This window comes from Mesorhizobium sp. M0045, from assembly GCF_040323385.1.
In the GTDB taxonomy this organism is placed as follows: domain Bacteria; phylum Pseudomonadota; class Alphaproteobacteria; order Rhizobiales; family Rhizobiaceae; genus Mesorhizobium.
On the sequence record NZ_JAMYUY010000009.1, the window covers coordinates 186,696 to 205,499 of the forward strand.

The following is an 18,804-nucleotide window of genomic DNA, read 5'->3' on the forward strand; positions in this document are numbered from 1 at the left end:
CTCTGCCCAGCCGGATAGGGCTTGCAAAGCTTATGTACTCATTATACCAGATTTCAAGGGCCAAGGAACCTTTTTCGAACCACCCCGGCAGGCCGCGCGAATATGATTGTTCTCACCTATCGCATCGAAACGCCCGGCAATATCGAGGCGCTGGCGGCCAAGATCGCAAGCGACCAGTCGACCGGAACCTTCGTCGCGCTGGCCGGCGAGACCGAAGAGCTCAAGGCCAGGGTCGCGGCGCGAGTCCTGGCGATACGGCATCTGCCCGATGCGGATCGGCCGTCTCTTCCTGAAACCGGTCCCGAAACGCGCAATGGCCCGGTCAAGCGCGCCGACGTCGACATCGCGTTTCCGCTAGACGCCATCGGCACCGATTTGTCGGCGTTGATGACCATCGCCATCGGCGGCACATTTTCGATCAAGGGCCTGTCCGGTATCCGGATCGTCGACATGAGGCTACCCGAGGAGTACCGGGGCGCGCATCCGGGCCCGCAATTCGGCGTCACGGGCAGCCGCAGGCTGACCGGTGTCGCGGATCGTCCGATCATCGGGACCATCGTCAAGCCGGCGCTGGGGCTCCGCCCGCCCGAGACGGCCGCAATGGTGCAAGAGCTGATTGCCGCCGGCGTCGATTTCATCAAGGACGACGAGAAGCTGATGAGCCCGGCCTATTCACCGCTGTCGGAGCGGGTGAGGGCAATCATGCCGCTGATCCTCGACCACGAGCAGAAGACCGGCAAGAAGGTCATGTATGCCTTCGGCATCTCACATGCCGATCCCGACGAGATGATGCGAAACCACGACCTGGTGGCAAAGGCCGGCGGCAATTGCGCCGTGGTCAACATCAATTCGATCGGTTTCGGCGGCATGGCTTACCTTCGAAAACGCTCCAGCCTTGTGCTCCATGCCCACCGCAATGGCTGGGACATTCTCACCCGCCATCCCGGCCTCGGCATGGATTTCAAGGTCTGGCAGCAGTTCTGGCGGTTGCTCGGCGTCGACCAGTTCCAGATCAACGGCATCGCCTCGAAATACTGGGAACCCGACTGGTCCTTCGTCGAATCCTTCAAGGCGGTGGCCACGCCGATCTTTTCGCCGGCCGATTGCGCATTGCCGGTCGCCGGTTCCGGCCAGTGGGGCGGGCAGGCGCCTGAAACGTTCCAGCGAACCGGCCGGACGGTGGATCTTCTCTATCTGTGCGGCGGTGGCATCGTCAGCCACCCGGACGGGCCGGGCGCCGGCGTGCGCGCCGTGCAGCAGGCCTGGCAGGCGGCGGTCCAGGACATTCCGTTGGCGGATTATGCCTTGAGCCATATCGAGCTGGCGCGGTCGATCGAGAAGTTCGGCGGCGGCGAGGCGGCCTGACGCCATGCAAAACCTGCTTCTGAGTTACTATGGCGACGACCTGACCGGCTCGACCGACGTTATGGAGGCGCTCGAGCTCGGCGGCGTGCCGACCGTGCTGTTCATGCGCCAGCCGGACGAGGCGCTGCTTTCGCAATTTGCGCATTGCCGCGCCCTTGGGCTGGCCGGCACCAGCCGCAGCGAGACGCCGCAGTGGATGGACACGCATCTGCGAGATGCCTTCGCCTGGCTGAAGACCGTCAACGCCGAGATCTGCCACTACAAGGTCTGCTCGACCTTCGATTCCAGCCCGGCGATCGGCAGCATCGGCCGGGCGATCGAGATCGGCCGCTCGGTTTTCCGGCAAGACGGCGTGCCGCTGGTGGTCGGCGCGCCGCAGCTGAAGCGCTACACCGCGTTCGGTCATCTGTTCGCGGCCTATCGCGAAAAATATTTCCGCATCGACCGCCATCCCGTGATGAGCCGCCATCCGGTCACGCCGATGGACGAATCCGACCTGCTGATCCATCTGTCGCGCCAGACAGACCTCAGCTCGGGCCTGATCGACCTGGCGACGCTGCAGGCTGCGTCGCGGTCGGAAGCATTCGACCGGCTTGTGGAGGATGGCACAGGTATCGTGCTTGTCGATGTCGACAGCCTGGAAACCCAAGCGCTTGCCGGCAAGGAGATTTGGCGCGCTCGCAAGCCGGGCGGTTATTTCGTCGTCGGCTCTTCGGGCATCGAATATGCCTTGCTGGTCGAATGGGCATCGAGCCGAATCGTGGATGCCAAATCTGCCTTTTCGCCGCCGGGCGCTGCCGACAGGATCGCCGTGGTCTCGGGGAGCTGCTCGCCGACGACGGAACGACAGATCCGGCATGCCCTGGCCGAAGGCTTCGACGGGATCGAGCTCGACCCGGTCGAACTGGTTTCTGAGGCTTCGAACGACGCTATTGCGCGCGCGGTCGCAACCGGCCGCTCCAGCCTACGGGCCGGGCGCAGCGTCATCCTCTACACCGCGCTCGGACCTGCGGCCGAGCGCGGTGCTGAAATCGATCTCAGGGAGGGCGCCCGCCATAAGCTCGGCCGCGGCCTTGGCGAGCTTCTCCGCGAACTGACGCTTCAAGAGAACCTGCCGCGCGTGGTCATCGCCGGCGGCGACACGTCGAGCCATGCACTTGGCCAGATGGGCGTCGACGCGCTGACGGTGCGAATGCCGCTGCCGGCATCGCCGGGCTCGCCGCTTTGTGTGGCGCATTCGCGCATAAAGGCGATCGACGGGCTGGAAATTGCCCTCAAGGGCGGGCAGGTCGGAACCGACCGCTATTTCTCCGCTATTCGCGATGGGGTCGGCGGCTGAGCGCGGGGAACATCAGTTCAAATCGGTGATGCTTGATCGAGATCCAGAAACCCCAGACGTTTAGGTCGGCGGCAATACCACTCATCCCGCTATCTTGTACGGCGCATTGCCCTGCTTGGATGATACTGACGGGCATAGGCGACACAGGCGTCCACCGTGCTGACACAGAGCGCATCGCGGTTGTTCGGCAGGTTGTTGTCGCCGGCGTAGGCAACCTCGGCAACACGACCGTCAACCATTCGAATTTGCGTGTTGCAATAGCCGCCGGGGGCGACGTTGACGGAACCTCCGAGCGCAGGGACCGGGCCAATGGCCACGGTCGGAACCACAATGTTGAGATTGCCGCGTTGAACGACCCGCTGATAGGTCCAGATCTGGCCGGATTTGCCGACATCGGCAGTGGCGGTCGGAAAGCCGGCGCACATTCGAACGTCCGCCTCGCTAAGGCCGACCATCTCCTTGCGGGCTGCCGCCGCCGTGGCGTCTTCCCTCGCGGTGCTCGACGTGTCGTCTGGCATGACGCAGGAAGACAGGATGGCGGCGCCCGCCGATAGAAGGAGAAGGGCAAGCTTTCGGGTGTGGAAAGATATCATACCAACTTCGGATTGCACGGGAGCCCCGAATGCCAACCTAGGAAGTGGGCCAATCGAGTCAACCGGTAGAAAATTCACGAAGTCGTTTGGCACGTCATTCCGCCGCACGCATCTGCTGCAAGAGGTTGAGGCTGCCGCCGTGACCCTCGCGCCCTATCTTCCGCCTGGGTATCGGATTCCCGATCCCTTCTTGTCAGATGTACTGGCGCACGGTGCTGTGACTTTGGTTCGGCCGACGGTGTGCTAGTTTCCAGCCAATTGCTCCGGAGACGTCATGCCTATCAAGCTGCAAGAAATCGCCCTCGCTCTTCTGCTGCTGGTTGCCGGAACTGGGGTCGGTCATGCGGAGACGGCCCAGCGGCCGCCGCCCACAGGCGGGGTTCTCTCGCTCCTGCCACCGCCGCAGACTTCCGATCATTCGATCGTCATTGCCGGACGGACGCTCGATTACGAGGCCAGGGCCGGCACGCTGTCGTTACCGTCCGGCAAAGGCGATATCACCGCCGAGATTTTCTATGTCGCCTATGCTCTGCACGCCGGGAAAGAAACGGGACCGGATCCGCGTCGCCCGATCACCTTCGTTTTCAATGGCGGTCCGGGAGCAGCTTCCGCCTATCTTCATTTGGGCGCGCTCGGTCCGCGGGTTCTGGCGACAGCGGCCGATGGAAGTTTCCTGCCGCCGCCGCAGAGGCTGTTCGACAACCCCAACACTTGGCTCGACATGACCGACCTGGTCTTTGTGGACCCTGTCGGAACCGGTTACAGCCGTGAAGCGCCCGGCACGGAAGCACACAGCTTCTGGGGCGTCAGCCAGGACGCCGCGTCGATAGGCGCGTTTATCCGGCTCTATCTGGCGCAGACCAGCCGTACGGCATCGCCTGTCTTCCTGGCTGGCGAAAGCTATGGCGGCTTTCGAGCAGCATTGCTCGCCAGGAAGCTTCAGGAAGACATCGGCATCAGCCCGAGCGGCGTCGTGCTGATTTCGCCGGCCCTCGAATTCACACTGGTGCGTCCGGACGAGTTCCAGCCGCTCCACTGGGCGCTGGAACTGCCGTCGCTGGCGGCAGTGCGCCTGCACAGCGAAGGCGTTTCCGGCCCGGCCCTGCAGAAGCGGCTGGCGGAAGTCGAACGCTATGCGCTCGGCGATTATCTGGCCGCGCTGGCAGGTGGGCTGGAGCAGGGTGGACGCCTAGCGAGCCAGCGTGTCGCCGCAATCACCGGTCTGCCGCTCGATCTCGTCCAGCGGCACTTTGCACGCATTCCCATAGGGCTGTTCGCCAAGGAGTTTGCACGGGCAAAGGGCAATGTTCTCAGCGCCTATGACGGCAACATCGCAACGGCGGACGTGGCGCCAGAGAGCCTGGGAGTCGAGGGTCCCGATCCGGTGCTCGACCGAAGCGTGCCGGCGCTTACCTCCGCTTTCGTCGGCTATGTGCGTGATGAATTGAACTTCCGTACGGATATCAGCTATCGGCTTCTCAACCGCGAAGTCAGCGGCAATTGGGATTATGGAACGAGCCCGACGCGTCAGGGCTATGCGGGTGTCATGGACGACCTTCAGCAGGCGCGCACGCTGAACCCCAGCCTCGGCGTGCTGATCGTCAACGGCTACAGCGACCTGGTGACGCCGTACATGGGCTCGCGCTACCTGCTTGGTCAAATTCCTTCGCTTGCCGGCGCAAAGCCGATTCGCAGCGAGGTGCTGGAAGGCGGGCACATGATGTATCTGAGGCCGGATGGGCGGGCGGCGCTGAAGCAGGCTGCGTCCGAGCTTTACCGAATAACGCAATGAGACGATTTGCGCAAAAAAGCGCCGGATGCGCTGTTCGCCCTCTCATCAGGCCCTAGTTCCATCGCGATTGATCGGTTACACACCTAGGATGGCGTCTTTTAGCGACGTTCGACAGCGGATTAGCCGGCTCTCCAGAATCGCGCCACTGGCGCGGCGTGCTGCCGAGCGGGCCATTCGGAATACCAGGCCACACAGGCTGACAAGCCTCGTTGACCGCTGGAATGCGCTGTCGCTGGCCACGCAGTTCCTGCTCGCGGGTGGTCTATTCTCCCTGTCGGCCATGGTGGTGGTGGGGATTTCAGTCACGAACCATATAGAAACCGTGGTCACGCAGAATTCGGCTTCCGCTACGGCTCTTTACGTGGACAGCGTTATTGCACCGCTGCTTCCGGATATGCGCAAGAGCGAAGTCCTCGACGAGAGCGTAGCCCATGCGCTCGATGAAACGCTGGGACAAGGGGCACTCGGCACAAGGCTCGAATCCTTCAAGCTCTGGCGTCGCGACGGAACCATCCTGTATTCGACCGACAAGACATTGATCGGCAAGCGCTTTGAACCCAGCGACAATCTCCGGGCGGCATTCGCCGGCCAAATGGTTTCGGAGTTCGACAGGCTCGACGATCCGGACAGCGAGGCCGAAAGAGCCAGCGGCTTGCATCTCCTCGAGATCTACAATCCGGTGCTGCAGCCATGGTCGGGGGAAGTGGTGGCCGTTTCGGAATTCTACGAAGTCGCCACTGATTTTGAAAGAAACCTGCATCAGGCCCTCATTCGAACCTGGCTGGACGTTGCCGCGGTCACAGCGGCCTTCTTTCTCGGGCTGTCGGCAATCGTGTTTCGTGGCAGCCGCACGATCAGTTCGCAGAGCCGCTCGTTGAAACAGCGCATTGCCGAGCTTTCCGATCTGCTCGCTCAAAACAGATTTTTGAGGCTGCGGGTGCAGCGCGCTTCGCAGCGTGCCACCGCACTCAACGAACGCTATCTCAGGCGCATCGGCGCGGACTTGCACGATGGCCCCGCGCAACTGGTTGCTCTCGCGGCGCTGGGGATCGATAGCCCGGTCATTGCCGATCCTGCTACGCCGCAATCGAAGCGTGCGCAGGAATTGCGGGCCATCAAAGCACATCTGGACGATGCCATGCGCGAGATCAGGAGCATCAGCAAGGGCCTTGTCCTGCCGCATATAGAGCATGCCGAACTGCGTGAAATTCTCCAGATTGCCGTACAGGCGCACGAAGAACGAACCGGCGTCAAAGTAAGATTATCGATGACCGGCGGCCATACACCGCTGTCGCCAGCGGCCAGGATCTGTATCTTCCGCTTCGTCCAGGAGACGCTGAACAATGGATTCCGTCATGCCGGAGGTGAAGGTCAGTCGGTCGAGAAACATTTCGACGGCGAACGCGTTTGTATCGAAGTGTCCGACGCCGGCCCCGGCTTTGATCCACAAATCGTGCGTCCCGAGGGGCTGGGGCTTGTTGGGCTGCGCGAGCGGGTGGAAAGCCTCGGGGGCCAGTTTACCGTGACGTCCTCACAAAGTGGCACGATCGTGAAAATGGCTCTCAACATCGTTGAAATGGGGCAGACATGACAGCAGCCATCAGGCTCGCCATCGTTGACGACCACCCGCTGTTCAGGGAAGGCGTTGTGCGCACGCTCGATCAGATCGGCGGGTTCGAGATCGTCGGCGAAGGAAGCAGCAGGGATGATGCCTTGCGGATAGTCGAAGACCGGCGGCCCGACATTCTGCTGATGGACATCTCGGTGCCCGGAGGCGGCCTCAGCGTGATCGGACCGGCCCTCGAGAGCCATCCGGCACTGAAAATCGTGATGCTGACCGTTTCGGAAGAAAACCAGCACGTGATGACCGCATTGCAGAGCGGGGCAAGGGGCTATGTTCTGAAGGGGGTCGGATCGAGGACGTTGGCTACGATCCTGCGCACGGTAGCGTCGGGCGAACGATATGTCTGTCCACAATTGTCGGCACGCCTGTTGGCCGATCTGTCGGCTCAATCAAATGAGCCGGCGAAAGCCGACGGACTTGCCGAACTCACCAGCCGCGAAAGGGAGATCCTGACGCTGGTTGCCGCGGGACTGAGCAACAAGCGGATCGGGCTTCGGCTGAACCTGCATGAGAAAACGATAAAGCACCACATGACGCGAATCCTGGCCAAGCTCAACGTCAGCAACAGGACCGAAGCCGCAATGACTTTACGCGATGCGACTGAGCGCCGGCATTCGCCTGTTCGCGATCATGCTTGAGCCGAAATTGCCGCACAGGCGGCTATGTGAACCGGCCTCAGTTGATCATTTCAAGCAACCTGTCCCGATCGGAACGCGTCGCCAGGCGCCGAATGATGGTACGGCCCTTGGCATCCCGCATTTCATATTGGCCGCTATCAACGCGCTCGCTGAGGCCGTTCGAATGCACCACGCCAATGCTCGGCCCACTCACCTCGATCCGGTCTCCCGTGGTTGCATTGATAAAGAGTTTTGGCCTGCTGCCCGGGGTTACCGCAGCGGCGGGATCAGGGAGATTGTCGTCCTGCGACTTTGCTTTGCCTTTGCCGGCACCGGCGTTCGAGTTCGAATTGCCGGAGTTTCCACCCGGATTGCCGGAATTGCCGCCCCCATTCCCATTTCCGTTCCCGCCATTGCCGTTGCCGTTCCCGCCGTCTTTGGCCCAGGCGGCCTGCGGGCCGAGCGGCTGCGATAGTCCGTCGAACACGACGCGATAGGGGCTCACGACGAGAACGAAGGTCAAAACGACTACAGAAATGCCGACATGACGTCCTCGCGAAGATCCGGTCCTTCGTCTCCGGGTCGTCATCAACGAACTTGCCACTCGCATGGCGGAAATCCCCTTAATCATACGGACCTGTCGTGCTGCCTCCAGTTCGAATTCGTGTGATGCTTAAAACAATGGTTTGTATCGGTAAGGTCAAGACCCACCAGCCCCACGATGGTAACTGGTGGGTCTCGCTGGCGCAGGAAGGGACTATTTACTGCGCAAGTCTTTTGCCTTCGCTTCGTTGCGTCTCTCGGCGGGGGCGCCGAGTTCTCACCGTCAGCCAACAATAAATCCAATGGCTGCGATCCCGAAACACAGGCCAAATAACGGAAAAAGCAGCCAACGCGCCTGGTGAACGCTCGAATCCATAGCGGCCTCCTGTAACAGTCGGCATCGCAACGGGGCTCTTCTGAACTCGGTTCCTGAAACTCTCGCGTTTCGGGCTTTTGCGATAGCAGCTTCGGACCAAAGTTCGGCTGTGCAGGCCCTTGGTCGACAGGCCTACAGACTGAAGTCCCTATGCAAGGAGCCGCCTGCATTCGGCGACCTTTGTGTCCACCAGGCGGCGCGATCCACCGGTCCCTTCGAATGCTTTACCTTCCTGGCTCTATGGCGAGGCGACGTTGGTCCACTGCATGTCATTGAAACGTCACCAGTAGCGACCCATATGCGGATTGCGTCGGATGTCTCCTCCCATTGCGTCCGGCGCGTTCCCCTCTGGAGGTTACAGACCTTCACGCTTGGCCGGGCTCAACAGTCCGGCCTTTTCTTTTGGTCATCGCGTCTGGGTTGAGCATCGTCCTGCCGCAGCGCGCCGCTTCAGTTGCGAGGAGGGAGCTGCTGGACAGACCATGTGTTGCCGTCAGGATCCTCAAAGAAGACAAATCTGCCCCAGGGAAAATCCTTGATATCGCTGACCTCGATGCCTTGGGCGGCCAGATGCCGGTGCGCCTCATCGATGTCGGGCACAACCAGCTGCAGACGCGGTATGGATCCCGGGGTGCTGTCGACGATGCCTTTGCCCATGGCAATCGAACAGGCCGAACCGGGCGGCGTCAATTGCACGAAACGTATCTCGTCGCTTACCGTGTGATCATGATCGAGGTGAAAGCCGACCTTCCCAACATAAAAGGCGATGGCATTGTCGACGCCCGATACGGGGACCGGGACCAGTTCCAGCTTCCAATCCATGACAACCCTTTCGCAGCTTTCGCCAAGTGGTGCCGAACACCGTGGGCGACATCCCGCCATCTTCCCAATGCCATTGTCGGCGCGGGCCGCTCAATCGGTCAAGAGATATCCGGCAAAAGCCGGGTTCGGGCAACGTGAGGACTGGTCTCATTGCTGACGGCGTTCGGAACCGATAAGCGCAAGCTCAGTGTTGGCCAAGACGTTCTTGTGCTTTCCGCCACGCCCGAACCGGGCAGGGTGGCGGTTCGGCCGAGTTTGCCGCGCGCTATGCAGCGCGCTTCGGACCGATCGGCAATTATGCCGTGAACGCCCACGATTCGGCCTGTCTTCTTCTTGCCGCGATCAAAGACGCCAGCACTGTATCCAAGGGATATCCGAGCCGGCGCGACGTTCTGGCGGCAGTGCGCGATATCCGTTTCAAGGGAATCGCCTATCGGGAGCCCATGAAAAGGCGACAATCCGGCCGCGGTGACTGCACTCAACGTGGTGGCAAATGGCCGGTTCCGACAGATCGCCGAAATCCGGCAGATGCAGAGCGTAGAGCAGACCTGATGCCGACAGGCCTCTCCGACCGAACCGGTTTCCGCCGCTTTGCCAGGCGATTTTCACATGACCACGAAACAATTATCTCCGGTCGCCGTTTCGCCCGCAGAACCTTCGAGGAGGCGACGATGAGCGCAACCGGCTTGGACGCCTTTGACAAAACGCTGCAGATAACAAACATCTGGCTTGACGAGATCATGGTGGATCTTGGTCCGGATCGACACGTCGCCTGGCATACATTGGGCGCCGTTCTGCGAACCCTTCGGGACAGGCTGCAGATCGGACTGGCGGCTAAATTGGGAGCGGAACTGCCGCTGCTCGTGCGGGGCGCCTACTATGATCGCTATCGGCCCGCCGACATGCCCGACAAGACACGCTCGCTCGAGGAGTTCCTGCAACACATCGCCGATGAATTGAAATCGACCCGTGCTGTCGATCCCGGGGATGCGGCACGCGCGGTGCTGCGTGTGCTTGCACGGCATATCGACCTTGGCCAGTCGGCAAAGGTGCGGGATGCGCTGCCAAAGGAAATCCAGGTCCTCTGGCCTGAAAGCGTGGGCGTCAAATAGCGGCGATCCTGCTCATGCGGACGCGCGACGGACCGAAGCTTCGAACGTAAGCGCGGGTGGGTCTGGTCGACCCCGGTGACGCTATGCTCGATGGCGAGGCTTAGCTGGGCAGCCGATGTGAACTGTCGCGGCTTAACCTGGAAAGATCGTGAAACCGCCGTCGACGCGGATTACCTGCCCGTTGATGAAGCGCGCGCGCGGACCGGCGAGGAAGGCCACCGCTTCGGCGATCTCTTCCGGCTCCGCATACCGGTTCAGCGATTTCTTGCTCGAGTCCATACGCTGCGGATCGACCACGCGGCTCGCCTGGAAGCGTGCCGTCTTGGTGGCGCCAGGGCTCACCGCATTGACGCGCACGCCATCGTCGATCAATTCCTTGGCGAGGCAGCGCGTATAATGGACGACAGCCGCCTTGAGCGTCGAGTAGACCACCTCGGGCGAGCATCCGATATGCGCTGCCGCCGAGGCGATGTTGATCACCGAGCCCGAGCCGCGCTTGATCATGGGCGGAACAAAGGCCTGGCAGACCAGCATCGTGCCTATGAGATTGTTCTCGGTCAGAACCTTGATGTCTTCGTAGTCGATATCGAGTGCGTTGTTGGGATTGGGCTTTACGCCCTTGGCGCCGATGTCGCCGCCGGCGCAGTTGACCAGAATGTGCACGTCGCCGAGATCGGCCTCGATCTTCCTCTTCATTTCGGCGACAGCTTGTTTGTCGCCTATATTGCCGGTGACCGCGGTCACCCGCGTCCCATGCTTCTCCAAGCCCCGGGCAGAGTCGCCGAGATCCGCGAATTCGCCATATTGAGATGGCCGGGTCCAATCGAGGTCGTGGACCGCGACGTTTGCGCCAAGTCCGGCCAAGCGGTCGGCCATCACGCGGCCGAGGCCGCGTCCCGAGCCGGTTACGAAGGCGGTCAGGCCGCTGAGTTCTCGGGCAGTCATGCTGATTTCTCCATTGCAATGAAATCGAACTTCTTCATGTTGGCGGCGCTGCGCCGGATCATGTCGAGCTCGTACGAAACGAGCGCGCCGTCATCGTCCCGTTCCCATGGCGTGCGGTAATCGGCGTCGTCCGCAAGGCGGTTCACGCGCGCAGCACTCAGGCACGCGGCGAACTCCCGGGCGGTCTTCGGCGCATATCCGTTCCACCAGTCGTCGGTGAGCCAGCGAACGTGACGGGCCTCCAGCGCGCCTGGCTCAAGCACCGCCGTCAGCGTGTCGTGGTGCTCGCCAAGGATGGCTGCCAGTTCGGCGAATGGCACGGCGCCGTCGCCGATCGCGCAGCGGACCAGACGGTAGCCCTCATCCGTGAACTGAATGCGATAATCCTTGAGGTGAACATGGCGGACATGGGGCGCGATCCGGCGCGTGAAGGCAAGCGGCGCCTCGCCGACAGGAAAGGTGTTGCCGGTGTCGTAGGTGATGCCGACACCCGGCCCGCCGAGTTCGCAGAACGCAACCAGTTCGTCGCTGCCGAAGTCCTGATGGTTCTCGATGCCGAGCATCCAGCCCTCGGCCGCCGCACGCGGCCCCCATTCCGTCAAGGCAGCGCGAATCGTTGCGTTGAACTCACTCCATTTCGGTCCCCACGCATTGCGGTCGCCGCACAGGACAGGCGTCAGTGCGATACGGATCGTCGTCGCCTCGAGCAGGCGAGCAGCCCGAAAGGCGTTGTCCAGCGGACCTGCCACTAGAAATCCGCCGCTCACCACCGGGACGATGTCCAGCGCGGCAAGACGCCTGCGCAGGGCGACGATTTCGGCGTCAGTCAAGTCGGTCAACCAGGGTTCGTAGATCTCGAGCGTGCGTGCGCCTATTTCCTGCGCCAGCGTAATGAAGCCTTCCAGCCCCACGCCGTCCGGATTGTGCCGCGGCGTGCCGCGGCCCTGCAGTCCGAGATGATAGGTCAGTCCGTAGGGGTTGAGGCCGAGACGAAGCATCAGCTTGGCGGTTCCAATGGAGAGCGAAGAAGCGTCACTAGCGCAGACCAGCATCGACGGTAATGGACTGTTTGGTGATCATGCGGCTGTCGTCGGCTGCCAGGAAGAGCACTGTGCGTGCAATCTCCTCGCCCAGCAGGACGCGGCGGATCAATTGCCGCTGCACCGTCTGGTCGACTGCCTCCTGCGTCTTGAACCACAGCTCGCGTTGCCGCTCGGTCATGACGGCGCCGGGTTCGACCGCATTGACGCGGATGTTATCCGGTCCGAACGAGCGCGCCAAAGCACGCGTCAGCGCCACCACAGCCCCCTTGGCGGTGGCATAGGCCACCATCTGGTCCGCTCCGAAACGCCAGGCGATGGAAGAGAAGTTTATGATCGAGCCGAAGCCGAGTTCCTTCATATGCGGATGCACAGCCTGCGCGGCGAAGAAGTGATGCCTCAGATTGACGTCGAAGCTGCGGTCCCAACAGTCGGCCGTTACCGCGTCGATGGGATGGCGTTGGTCATTGGCGGCGTTGTTCACCAGGGCGGCGACCGGACCAAGCCGCGCGCGCACGCCTTCTACCGACGCCTTTAGGGCATCGACGTCGGTCACATCGCAATGGAGATATAAGGGAGCCTGCCCGGCGGCACCAGCGAGCTCGCGCACCAACGCCTCCGCTGGCTCATCTTGCACATCGAGAAAGGCTACCCGGGCGCCATTCGAGGCGAAGGCACGGACCATATCGGCGCCGATGCCGGAGGCGCCGCCGGAGATCAGCACGACCCGATCGGTCAAGCTCGGATAAGTCGCGAATTGTACGGACATCGATTACAGAAGCGCCTTGGTTGTTGGATCGAACAGACAGGCGCGCGACATATCGATGCCCAGCGTTATCGTCTCGCCCATGACGGGAGCGTCGTCCGGCTCGAAACGGCCGGTGATCTCCAGGTCACCCAGCCTGAGCACGGCAAGCGTCTCGGCCCCGGTCGGCTCGACCAGTTCGACCGGCGCCTGCATGGACGCCACAGCAGTTTTGCGCGACTTCAGGTCGGTCGTGAAACGATAGATGTGTTCCGGCCGGATACCGAGCACGACGTCCTTTGGCGCACCAGCGGGCATCGGCGCGGCAAGAGCAAGGCTGGCGTCGCTGCCGTCAGCGGCGCGTACCGAGATGCTGGTCGATCCCGTAAGCCGGGCGGGGATGAAATTCATCGCCGGCGATCCCATGAAACCGGCAACGAACATGTTGGTCGGCCGGTCGTAGATCCGCTTCGGCGTGTCGAACTGCTGGACCGAGCCCTGGTTCATCACCGCAATGCGGGATGCAAGCGTCATCGCCTCGACCTGATCATGGGTGACGTACACCGTGGTCTTGCCGACGCGATGGTGAAGCTTCTTGATTTCGGTACGCATATCGACGCGCAGCTTGGCGTCTAGGTTGGACAGGGGCTCGTCGAACAGAAACAGCTTCGGGTCGCGTACGAGGGCGCGCCCCATCGCGACGCGCTGCCGCTGGCCGCCCGAGAGCTGGCCGGGCTTGCGTTTAAGCAGCTGTTCGATCTGCAGGAGCGCGGCAACCCGTTGGACAGCTTCCGCCTGCGCCGCTTTTGGCACGCCGCGGCTTTCCATGCCGAAGGTGATGTTCTGGCGCACCGTCATGGTGGGATAGAGGGCGTATGACTGGAACACCATCGCAATGTCGCGGTCCTTGGGTTGCACGGAGTTCACCAGCCGGTCGCCGATCCATATCTCGCCCGACGTGACGGTTTCGAGGCCAGCGATCATGGCGAGCAAGGTTGACTTGCCGCAACCCGACGGGCCGACAAGGGCGACGAATTCTCCGGTCTTAGCCTCGAGATTGATGCCGGCAAGAATCTCGAGCGAGCCGTAGCTCTTGTGAAGGTTGCGGATCATCAACGCGGACATGGGCGACGCCTCATTTGATGGCGCCCTGGGTGAGGCCGCGCACGAAGTATTTTCCCCCGAACAGATAGATCAGCAGCGGTGGCAACGCGCCGATCAGCACGGCTGCGCTCATCACATCGTAAGCACGCGCGGTCGTGCCGCCGGCCGTGAGCGCGACCAGTGCCGCGGTAATCGGCTGCTGCTGGCCTGATGTGAAGACGACGCCGAACAAATACTCGTTCCAGATGCCGGTGAACTGCCAAATGACGGTGACGATCAGAATGGGCGGCGACAGGGGCAGGATGATCTTGCGGAAGATCCGCCAGAAGCCGGCGCCATCAATGCGTGCCGCCTTGATCAGGTCGTCCGGTATGCTGACGTAGAAATTGCGGCAGAACAGGGTGGTGAACGAGATGCCCTGGACGACGTGGATCAACACCAGCCCATATGTGGAATTGGTCAAGCCGAGCTTGCCGAGCAGGAACGCCCACGGCATCAGCGAAATCTGGCCGGGCATGAATACGCCGAGCAGCATCAGATTGAAGATCAGTTCGGAACCCCTGAAGCGCCATTTGGAGAGGATGTAGCCGTTCATCGCTCCGAGAATGGTCGAGATGATGGTGGCGGGGATCGTCATCGCCAGCGAGTTGAAGAAATTGCGCTTCATGCCCTCGCAGGTACCGCTGACGCAGTAGGATCCCCAGGCCTGCGCCCATGCATCGAACCGGAAGCTGCGCGGTACGGAGATGAGGCCGTTGCGGGCAATCTCCGACTGCTCGCGCAACGAGTTGAAGATCACCACCAGCAATGGCACGAGATAGACGACCGCGAAAAGCGTCAGCACGGCATAGACAAGGAAGCGGCTCCAGAAATGCCGGCGCGTGGCAGCGGCTTCCTCCGGATCAAAACGTGGCATTGGGGGCAACTTCAGCCATTGCGGCCCTCCGCCCGCCGGCGCCAGACGATCCACAAGGAGTACGGCACCAGCACCACCGCGACCGCCGCGAGCATCATCATCGCCGCGGCGGCACCCTCGCCGATTTGGCCGCGCTGGAACATCAGGTCGTAGACATAGATGGCGGGGAAGGTCGTGGACACGCCCGGCCCGCCCCGCGTCAACGCCGCCACCAGGTCGAAGGTCTTGATGGCGAATTGTATCTGAATGACCGCCACCGCCAGAAATATCGGAGCGATGGTTGGCAGGATGACCCTCCGATAGGTCCGGAAAACCGACGCGCCGTCGATTTGCGCGGCTTTGACGAGATCCGGATCGACCGACCGCAGACCGGCCAGGAAAAGTGCCATTGCGAAACCGGACGACTGCCAGATACCGGTTATGATCACCGCATAGATCGCGGTGTTGCGGTTGGCCGTCAGGGCGAAGCTGAAGTCGGTCCAACCAAGCCCGCGAACGAAGGCCTGGATACCGTCGACAGGGTTATACAGCCAGCTCCACACCGTACCGGTGACGATGAAGGACACCGCCAACGGATAAAGGAAGATGGTGCGCCAAACCGCCTCGCCGCGGACGCGCTGGTCGATCGCGATCGCGAGCAGCAGGCCAACCGCCATCGAGCCTACGATATAGAAGCCGCTGAACAGGAAGAGATTCGTATAGGCGATGTTCCAGCGCCGGTTCGCCCAAAGCGAAGCGTAGTTGTCCAGGCCGACGAATCCATAGGTCGGCAACAGCGACGAATTGGACAGCGAGATGTAGAGCGTCCAGAATGTGAAGACGAAAACATAGATGAAACTCGCCGCAATCGACGGCGCCAGCACCAGAATGGGCACCATCGTGCCCAGGCGCTCGCGCCACGGACGGGCGGCGGCAGCTGCGGCTGGTACAATCAGATCATGGGTGGACATCGGGCTGCTCCGGCGAGGTCTGGCCAGGCGCTTCGCCCCCGGCCATCATCGGCAGCGTCACTTCTGCGCTTCGGCCGCATCCGCCATCGCATTGGCCGCGTCCTGCGCACTCATATCCGGCGTTGCTACAAACTCGGTGATGCTGTCCATTATTGCGCCGCGGACCTTTTGTGGCACCGTCATGTTGTGCGCCATCGAACGGACGAGCGTGCCGGCGGCGATCGAGGCTTGCAGATCCTTTTGCGAGAGTTGCTGGCAGGGATTGAAGCCGTTCGAAAGATCGACGTCGAGGCGGGCCGGGATGGACCCTTTGGTCTGATTGAAAATGGTCTGAAATTCGGGCGACAGGATGATGCTGGCAAGCAGCTTCTGTCCCTCGATGTAGTCCGGGTCCTTCTGCTTGAAGAACACGACCGAGTCCGAATTCAAGATGAAGCCGGGCTTGCCCCAATCGGTCGGCGCCTGTGCGCAGACATAGTCGGTGCCCTCCTTGAAGCCGCCGGCCGTCAGCAGGCCGATCGTCCAGTCGCCCATGATGTGGAAGGCGGCCTCGCCGCGGCCGACGAGATGCGACATGGTATCCCAGTCACGCCCGTTCATGCCGGGGTCCATGTACTTCGAGGTCATGGTGCGAAACTGCTCGAAGGCCTTGACCATGCCGTCGCTGCGCATGGCATCGACGTCGCCCTCGACGAAAGCTTTCCTGTAGAGATCGAGGTCCTGACCGTACACGACCACTTCGAAGACCGTCGAGTCGGTCCAGTCGGCGGTTGAGTGTGAAATGCAGATCTTGCCGCTGGCCACGATCTTGTCGCAGGCGGCGTTGAACTCCGCCCATGTCTTCGGCATCTCGTTGACGCCCGCATCCTTCATGACCTTCGGCGATGCCCACAGCCAGTTGATGCGGTGGATGTTCATCGGCGCTGCCACCCAATTCCCGGTCGGCTTCATCACCGGCAGCAATTCGGGAGCGACGACCTTCTCCCAATTTTCCGCCTTCGCCAGGTCGTCGAGATTGGCTGTCATGCCCGTCTCGTTCCATTCGGCGATCTCGGGGCCCTTTAGCTGCACAGCGGGAGGTGCGTTGCCGGCGATCACATCGGCACGCAGTTTGGCCAATGTATTGGCCGTATGGCCTGCGATGGAGGTCTGCTGCCAGGTGCCACCCTTGGCGGTAAACATCTCGCCGAGCTTGGCGATAGCCTGGGCGTCCGATCCGGTGGCCCATTGATGCAAGAGGTTGGTCTTCGGCTCCGCGAGCGCTGTTCCGGTAATCAAGGTGAAGGCGGTAGCGGCCGCAAAGGCCGTCCTCAGGTATTTCATCGTTTCACTCCCATATGTGATGCACGGTTCGTTTCGACCGCTTGTGGCCTGCGATTTGAGGTCGTGGCCGGCGAGATGCAGTAATCTCCGTTCTTTCCAAAATGACATATTTGAGCTATCAGTCAACATGCCTTGTGCTCATCATGAACAAACCTTCGCTTAGAAATTGGCTGATCGACAGGCCGTCCGCGTCGCCGGAGAGCCTGATCGTCCGATGCTTGCGCGAGCGCGGCGTGCTTTCCGCGTCGCAAATTACCCGCATTACCGGTTTGGCGCGGTCGACGGTTTCAACCGCGCTCAACGGCTTGAGAAAGTCAGGGATGGTGATCGAATCCTCGGCCCATCATGACGCGGCCAGGGGCATTGGCAGGCCGGCCACGACATTGACGCTCAATCCTGCTGCGGGCACCTGCGTTGGCATCCATCTGGGCCTCGACGAGATGCGGTGCGTCGTCGCCGACGTCTCGCATTCTTTCGTAGCCGAACAAACTATCCCCATGGGTCTGGACTACCAGCCGCAACAGGCGGCCCAGCTCGCCAAGTCAGTAATTGCCCGATGCTACGAAGAGAACGGTCTGCCGATGGCGGGGCTCCTGGGGGTTGGGGTCTCCGTCTCGGGCCCAGTCAGCCGCGAAGGAGTGGTGCTGCGCGCGAGTATCGTTCCGACCTGGGCCGGGGTCAACATCCGCGATGTGTTCGGGCCGGTCCTCGAACAGCCGATCTTCGCCGACAATGAGAGCAACTGCTCGGCCATTGCTGAGCTGATGTGGGGTGCGGCCGTCGGCCACGACGATTTCGTGCTGTTCAAGGTCGATCTGGGCGTCGGCGGGGCCATTGTCCAGCACGGCCGGCTGGTGAGCGGCATCGCCGGCGGCGCCGGCGAATTCGGGCACATCAGTATCGATCCCGGCGGCGACCTTTGCCGGTGCGGCAATCGCGGATGCCTGGAGCTCTATGCCAGCTTTGCCCGGCCGCTCGAGCAGATTTCGCGCATCGTGCGGCGGCCGGTCACGATGGACGATGTGATCATGATGGCCGAGCAGGGCGACGTGAGGGCGCTGCGGATGATCGAGGACACCGCCGAGTTCGCCGGCCGTGGCCTTGGCCTGATCGGTTCGGTGCTCAATCCGCCGCTCATCATAATCGGCGGCCGCATGGCCTTGGCGGGCGACATTCTCCTGGCGCCACTGATCGCGTCATATGAACGCCATACGCTGATCAAGTCCCGCGATGTGGCACCTGCGCTGCGCACGCGGATAATCGTTGGCAAGCACACGGAGAACGACGCATTGCTCGGCGCGGTCGGCCTCGTGCTGCGCCACAACAGCCGGCTTCAATGACCTGACTCCGCTTCGGTTGGTACTCTGAGGCTCGTTGTTCCAAATCGGTGCGCACCCGCATCGCAGCCAAGTCCCTCCGGCCTTTGGACTGGTTCACTCTGGCGCGTTAGAGCGTGGCCGATGATGAGCGTGCCGAGAGGTGTTACAAGAATCGCGTAGGTTTATGGTGTTAACGGGCAAAGCTTGGGGAGCAGTCGTCAATGCCGTATTGCTGCAGCAGGCCGAGCCCTGCCTCTCGCCCGGCCGGGAGAACTGTAC

17 protein-coding genes are annotated in these 18,804 nt (G+C 61.8%); 7 read left to right on the forward strand and 10 right to left on the reverse strand.

Translation table 11 applies throughout. The features are described 5' to 3' along the window. Positions 1–102 precede the first annotated feature (102 nt). Positions 103–1,365, forward strand: a complete 1,263-nt coding sequence (gene oiaX / locus NKJ72_RS16845) for a 3-oxo-isoapionate-4-phosphate decarboxylase OiaX (RefSeq protein WP_352478344.1) — start codon at positions 103–105, stop codon at positions 1,363–1,365. A 4-nt stretch (positions 1,366–1,369) separates the two neighbouring features. Beyond that, entirely contained in the window at positions 1,370–2,704 is a 1,335-nt protein-coding gene (locus tag NKJ72_RS16850) for a four-carbon acid sugar kinase family protein (protein ID WP_352478345.1), read from the forward strand. Between the two features lie 89 nt (positions 2,705–2,793). On the opposite strand, the gene NKJ72_RS16855 is transcribed toward NKJ72_RS16850, so the two are convergent. Further along, on the reverse strand, positions 2,794–3,297 hold the full coding sequence (locus NKJ72_RS16855) for a hypothetical protein (RefSeq protein WP_352478347.1): 504 nt from the start codon (positions 3,295–3,297) through the stop codon (positions 2,794–2,796). A 274-nt stretch (positions 3,298–3,571) separates the two neighbouring features. Between NKJ72_RS16855 and NKJ72_RS16860 the strand changes: the two genes are divergently transcribed. The 3 genes from NKJ72_RS16860 (at position 3,572) to NKJ72_RS16870 (ending at position 7,351) form a co-directional block, all read left to right on the forward strand. Further along, the gene (locus NKJ72_RS16860; RefSeq protein WP_352478349.1) at positions 3,572–5,089 is read left to right on the forward strand and encodes a S10 family peptidase; all 1,518 of its coding nucleotides are present in this window, start codon (positions 3,572–3,574) and stop codon (positions 5,087–5,089) included. An 88-nt stretch (positions 5,090–5,177) separates the two neighbouring features. Beyond that, positions 5,178–6,680, forward strand: a complete 1,503-nt coding sequence (locus tag NKJ72_RS16865; protein WP_352478351.1) for a sensor histidine kinase — start codon at positions 5,178–5,180, stop codon at positions 6,678–6,680. Beyond that, a complete protein-coding gene (locus NKJ72_RS16870; RefSeq protein WP_352478353.1) occupies positions 6,677–7,351 on the forward strand; it encodes a LuxR C-terminal-related transcriptional regulator in 675 nt (224 codons plus the stop codon). Before NKJ72_RS16865 ends, NKJ72_RS16870 begins: the two co-directional genes overlap by 4 nt. Positions 7,352–7,388: 37 nt before the next feature. On the opposite strand, the gene NKJ72_RS16875 is transcribed toward NKJ72_RS16870, so the two are convergent. Both NKJ72_RS16875 and NKJ72_RS16880 read right to left on the reverse strand, forming a co-directional pair. Next, entirely contained in the window at positions 7,389–7,853 is a 465-nt protein-coding gene (locus NKJ72_RS16875) for a hypothetical protein (protein ID WP_352478355.1), read from the reverse strand. An 846-nt stretch (positions 7,854–8,699) separates the two neighbouring features. Continuing rightward, the gene (locus NKJ72_RS16880; RefSeq protein ID WP_352478357.1) at positions 8,700–9,071 is read right to left on the reverse strand and encodes a VOC family protein; all 372 of its coding nucleotides are present in this window, start codon (positions 9,069–9,071) and stop codon (positions 8,700–8,702) included. Positions 9,072–9,742: 671 nt separating this feature from the next. Here NKJ72_RS16880 and NKJ72_RS16885 point away from each other — a divergent pair. After that, complete coding sequence (locus tag NKJ72_RS16885) at positions 9,743–10,183, forward strand: DUF2267 domain-containing protein (RefSeq protein WP_352478436.1); 441 nt, start codon at positions 9,743–9,745, stop codon at positions 10,181–10,183. Between the two features lie 132 nt (positions 10,184–10,315). On the opposite strand, the gene NKJ72_RS16890 is transcribed toward NKJ72_RS16885, so the two are convergent. The 7 genes from NKJ72_RS16890 to NKJ72_RS16920 are packed head-to-tail and all read right to left on the reverse strand — an operon-like array spanning position 10,316 to position 17,206. Further along, a complete protein-coding gene (locus tag NKJ72_RS16890; RefSeq protein ID WP_352478359.1) occupies positions 10,316–11,128 on the reverse strand; it encodes an SDR family NAD(P)-dependent oxidoreductase in 813 nt (270 codons plus the stop codon). Further along, the gene (locus NKJ72_RS16895) at positions 11,125–12,126 is read right to left on the reverse strand and encodes a sugar phosphate isomerase/epimerase family protein (RefSeq protein ID WP_352478361.1); all 1,002 of its coding nucleotides are present in this window, start codon (positions 12,124–12,126) and stop codon (positions 11,125–11,127) included. The genes NKJ72_RS16890 and NKJ72_RS16895 overlap by 4 nt, the downstream gene beginning before the upstream one ends. Positions 12,127–12,163: 37 nt before the next feature. Further along, on the reverse strand, positions 12,164–12,937 hold the full coding sequence (locus tag NKJ72_RS16900; RefSeq protein ID WP_352478363.1) for an SDR family NAD(P)-dependent oxidoreductase: 774 nt from the start codon (positions 12,935–12,937) through the stop codon (positions 12,164–12,166). A 3-nt stretch (positions 12,938–12,940) separates the two neighbouring features. After that, entirely contained in the window at positions 12,941–14,038 is a 1,098-nt protein-coding gene (locus NKJ72_RS16905; RefSeq protein WP_352478365.1) for an ABC transporter ATP-binding protein, read from the reverse strand. Positions 14,039–14,048: 10 nt separating this feature from the next. Beyond that, positions 14,049–14,933 (reverse strand): carbohydrate ABC transporter permease, encoded by an 885-nt coding sequence (locus tag NKJ72_RS16910; protein ID WP_352478367.1) that lies wholly within the window; start codon positions 14,931–14,933, stop codon positions 14,049–14,051. 11 nt (positions 14,934–14,944) lie between these two features. Next, the gene (locus NKJ72_RS16915) at positions 14,945–15,883 is read right to left on the reverse strand and encodes a carbohydrate ABC transporter permease (protein WP_254817038.1); all 939 of its coding nucleotides are present in this window, start codon (positions 15,881–15,883) and stop codon (positions 14,945–14,947) included. Between the two features lie 57 nt (positions 15,884–15,940). Further along, a complete protein-coding gene (locus tag NKJ72_RS16920; RefSeq protein ID WP_352478369.1) occupies positions 15,941–17,206 on the reverse strand; it encodes an ABC transporter substrate-binding protein in 1,266 nt (421 codons plus the stop codon). A gap of 143 nt (positions 17,207–17,349) precedes the next feature. Here NKJ72_RS16920 and NKJ72_RS16925 point away from each other — a divergent pair, with 143 nt between their 5' ends. Beyond that, positions 17,350–18,546, forward strand: a complete 1,197-nt coding sequence (locus tag NKJ72_RS16925; RefSeq protein ID WP_352478371.1) for an ROK family transcriptional regulator — start codon at positions 17,350–17,352, stop codon at positions 18,544–18,546. The last annotated feature ends 258 nt before the right edge of the window (positions 18,547–18,804 follow it).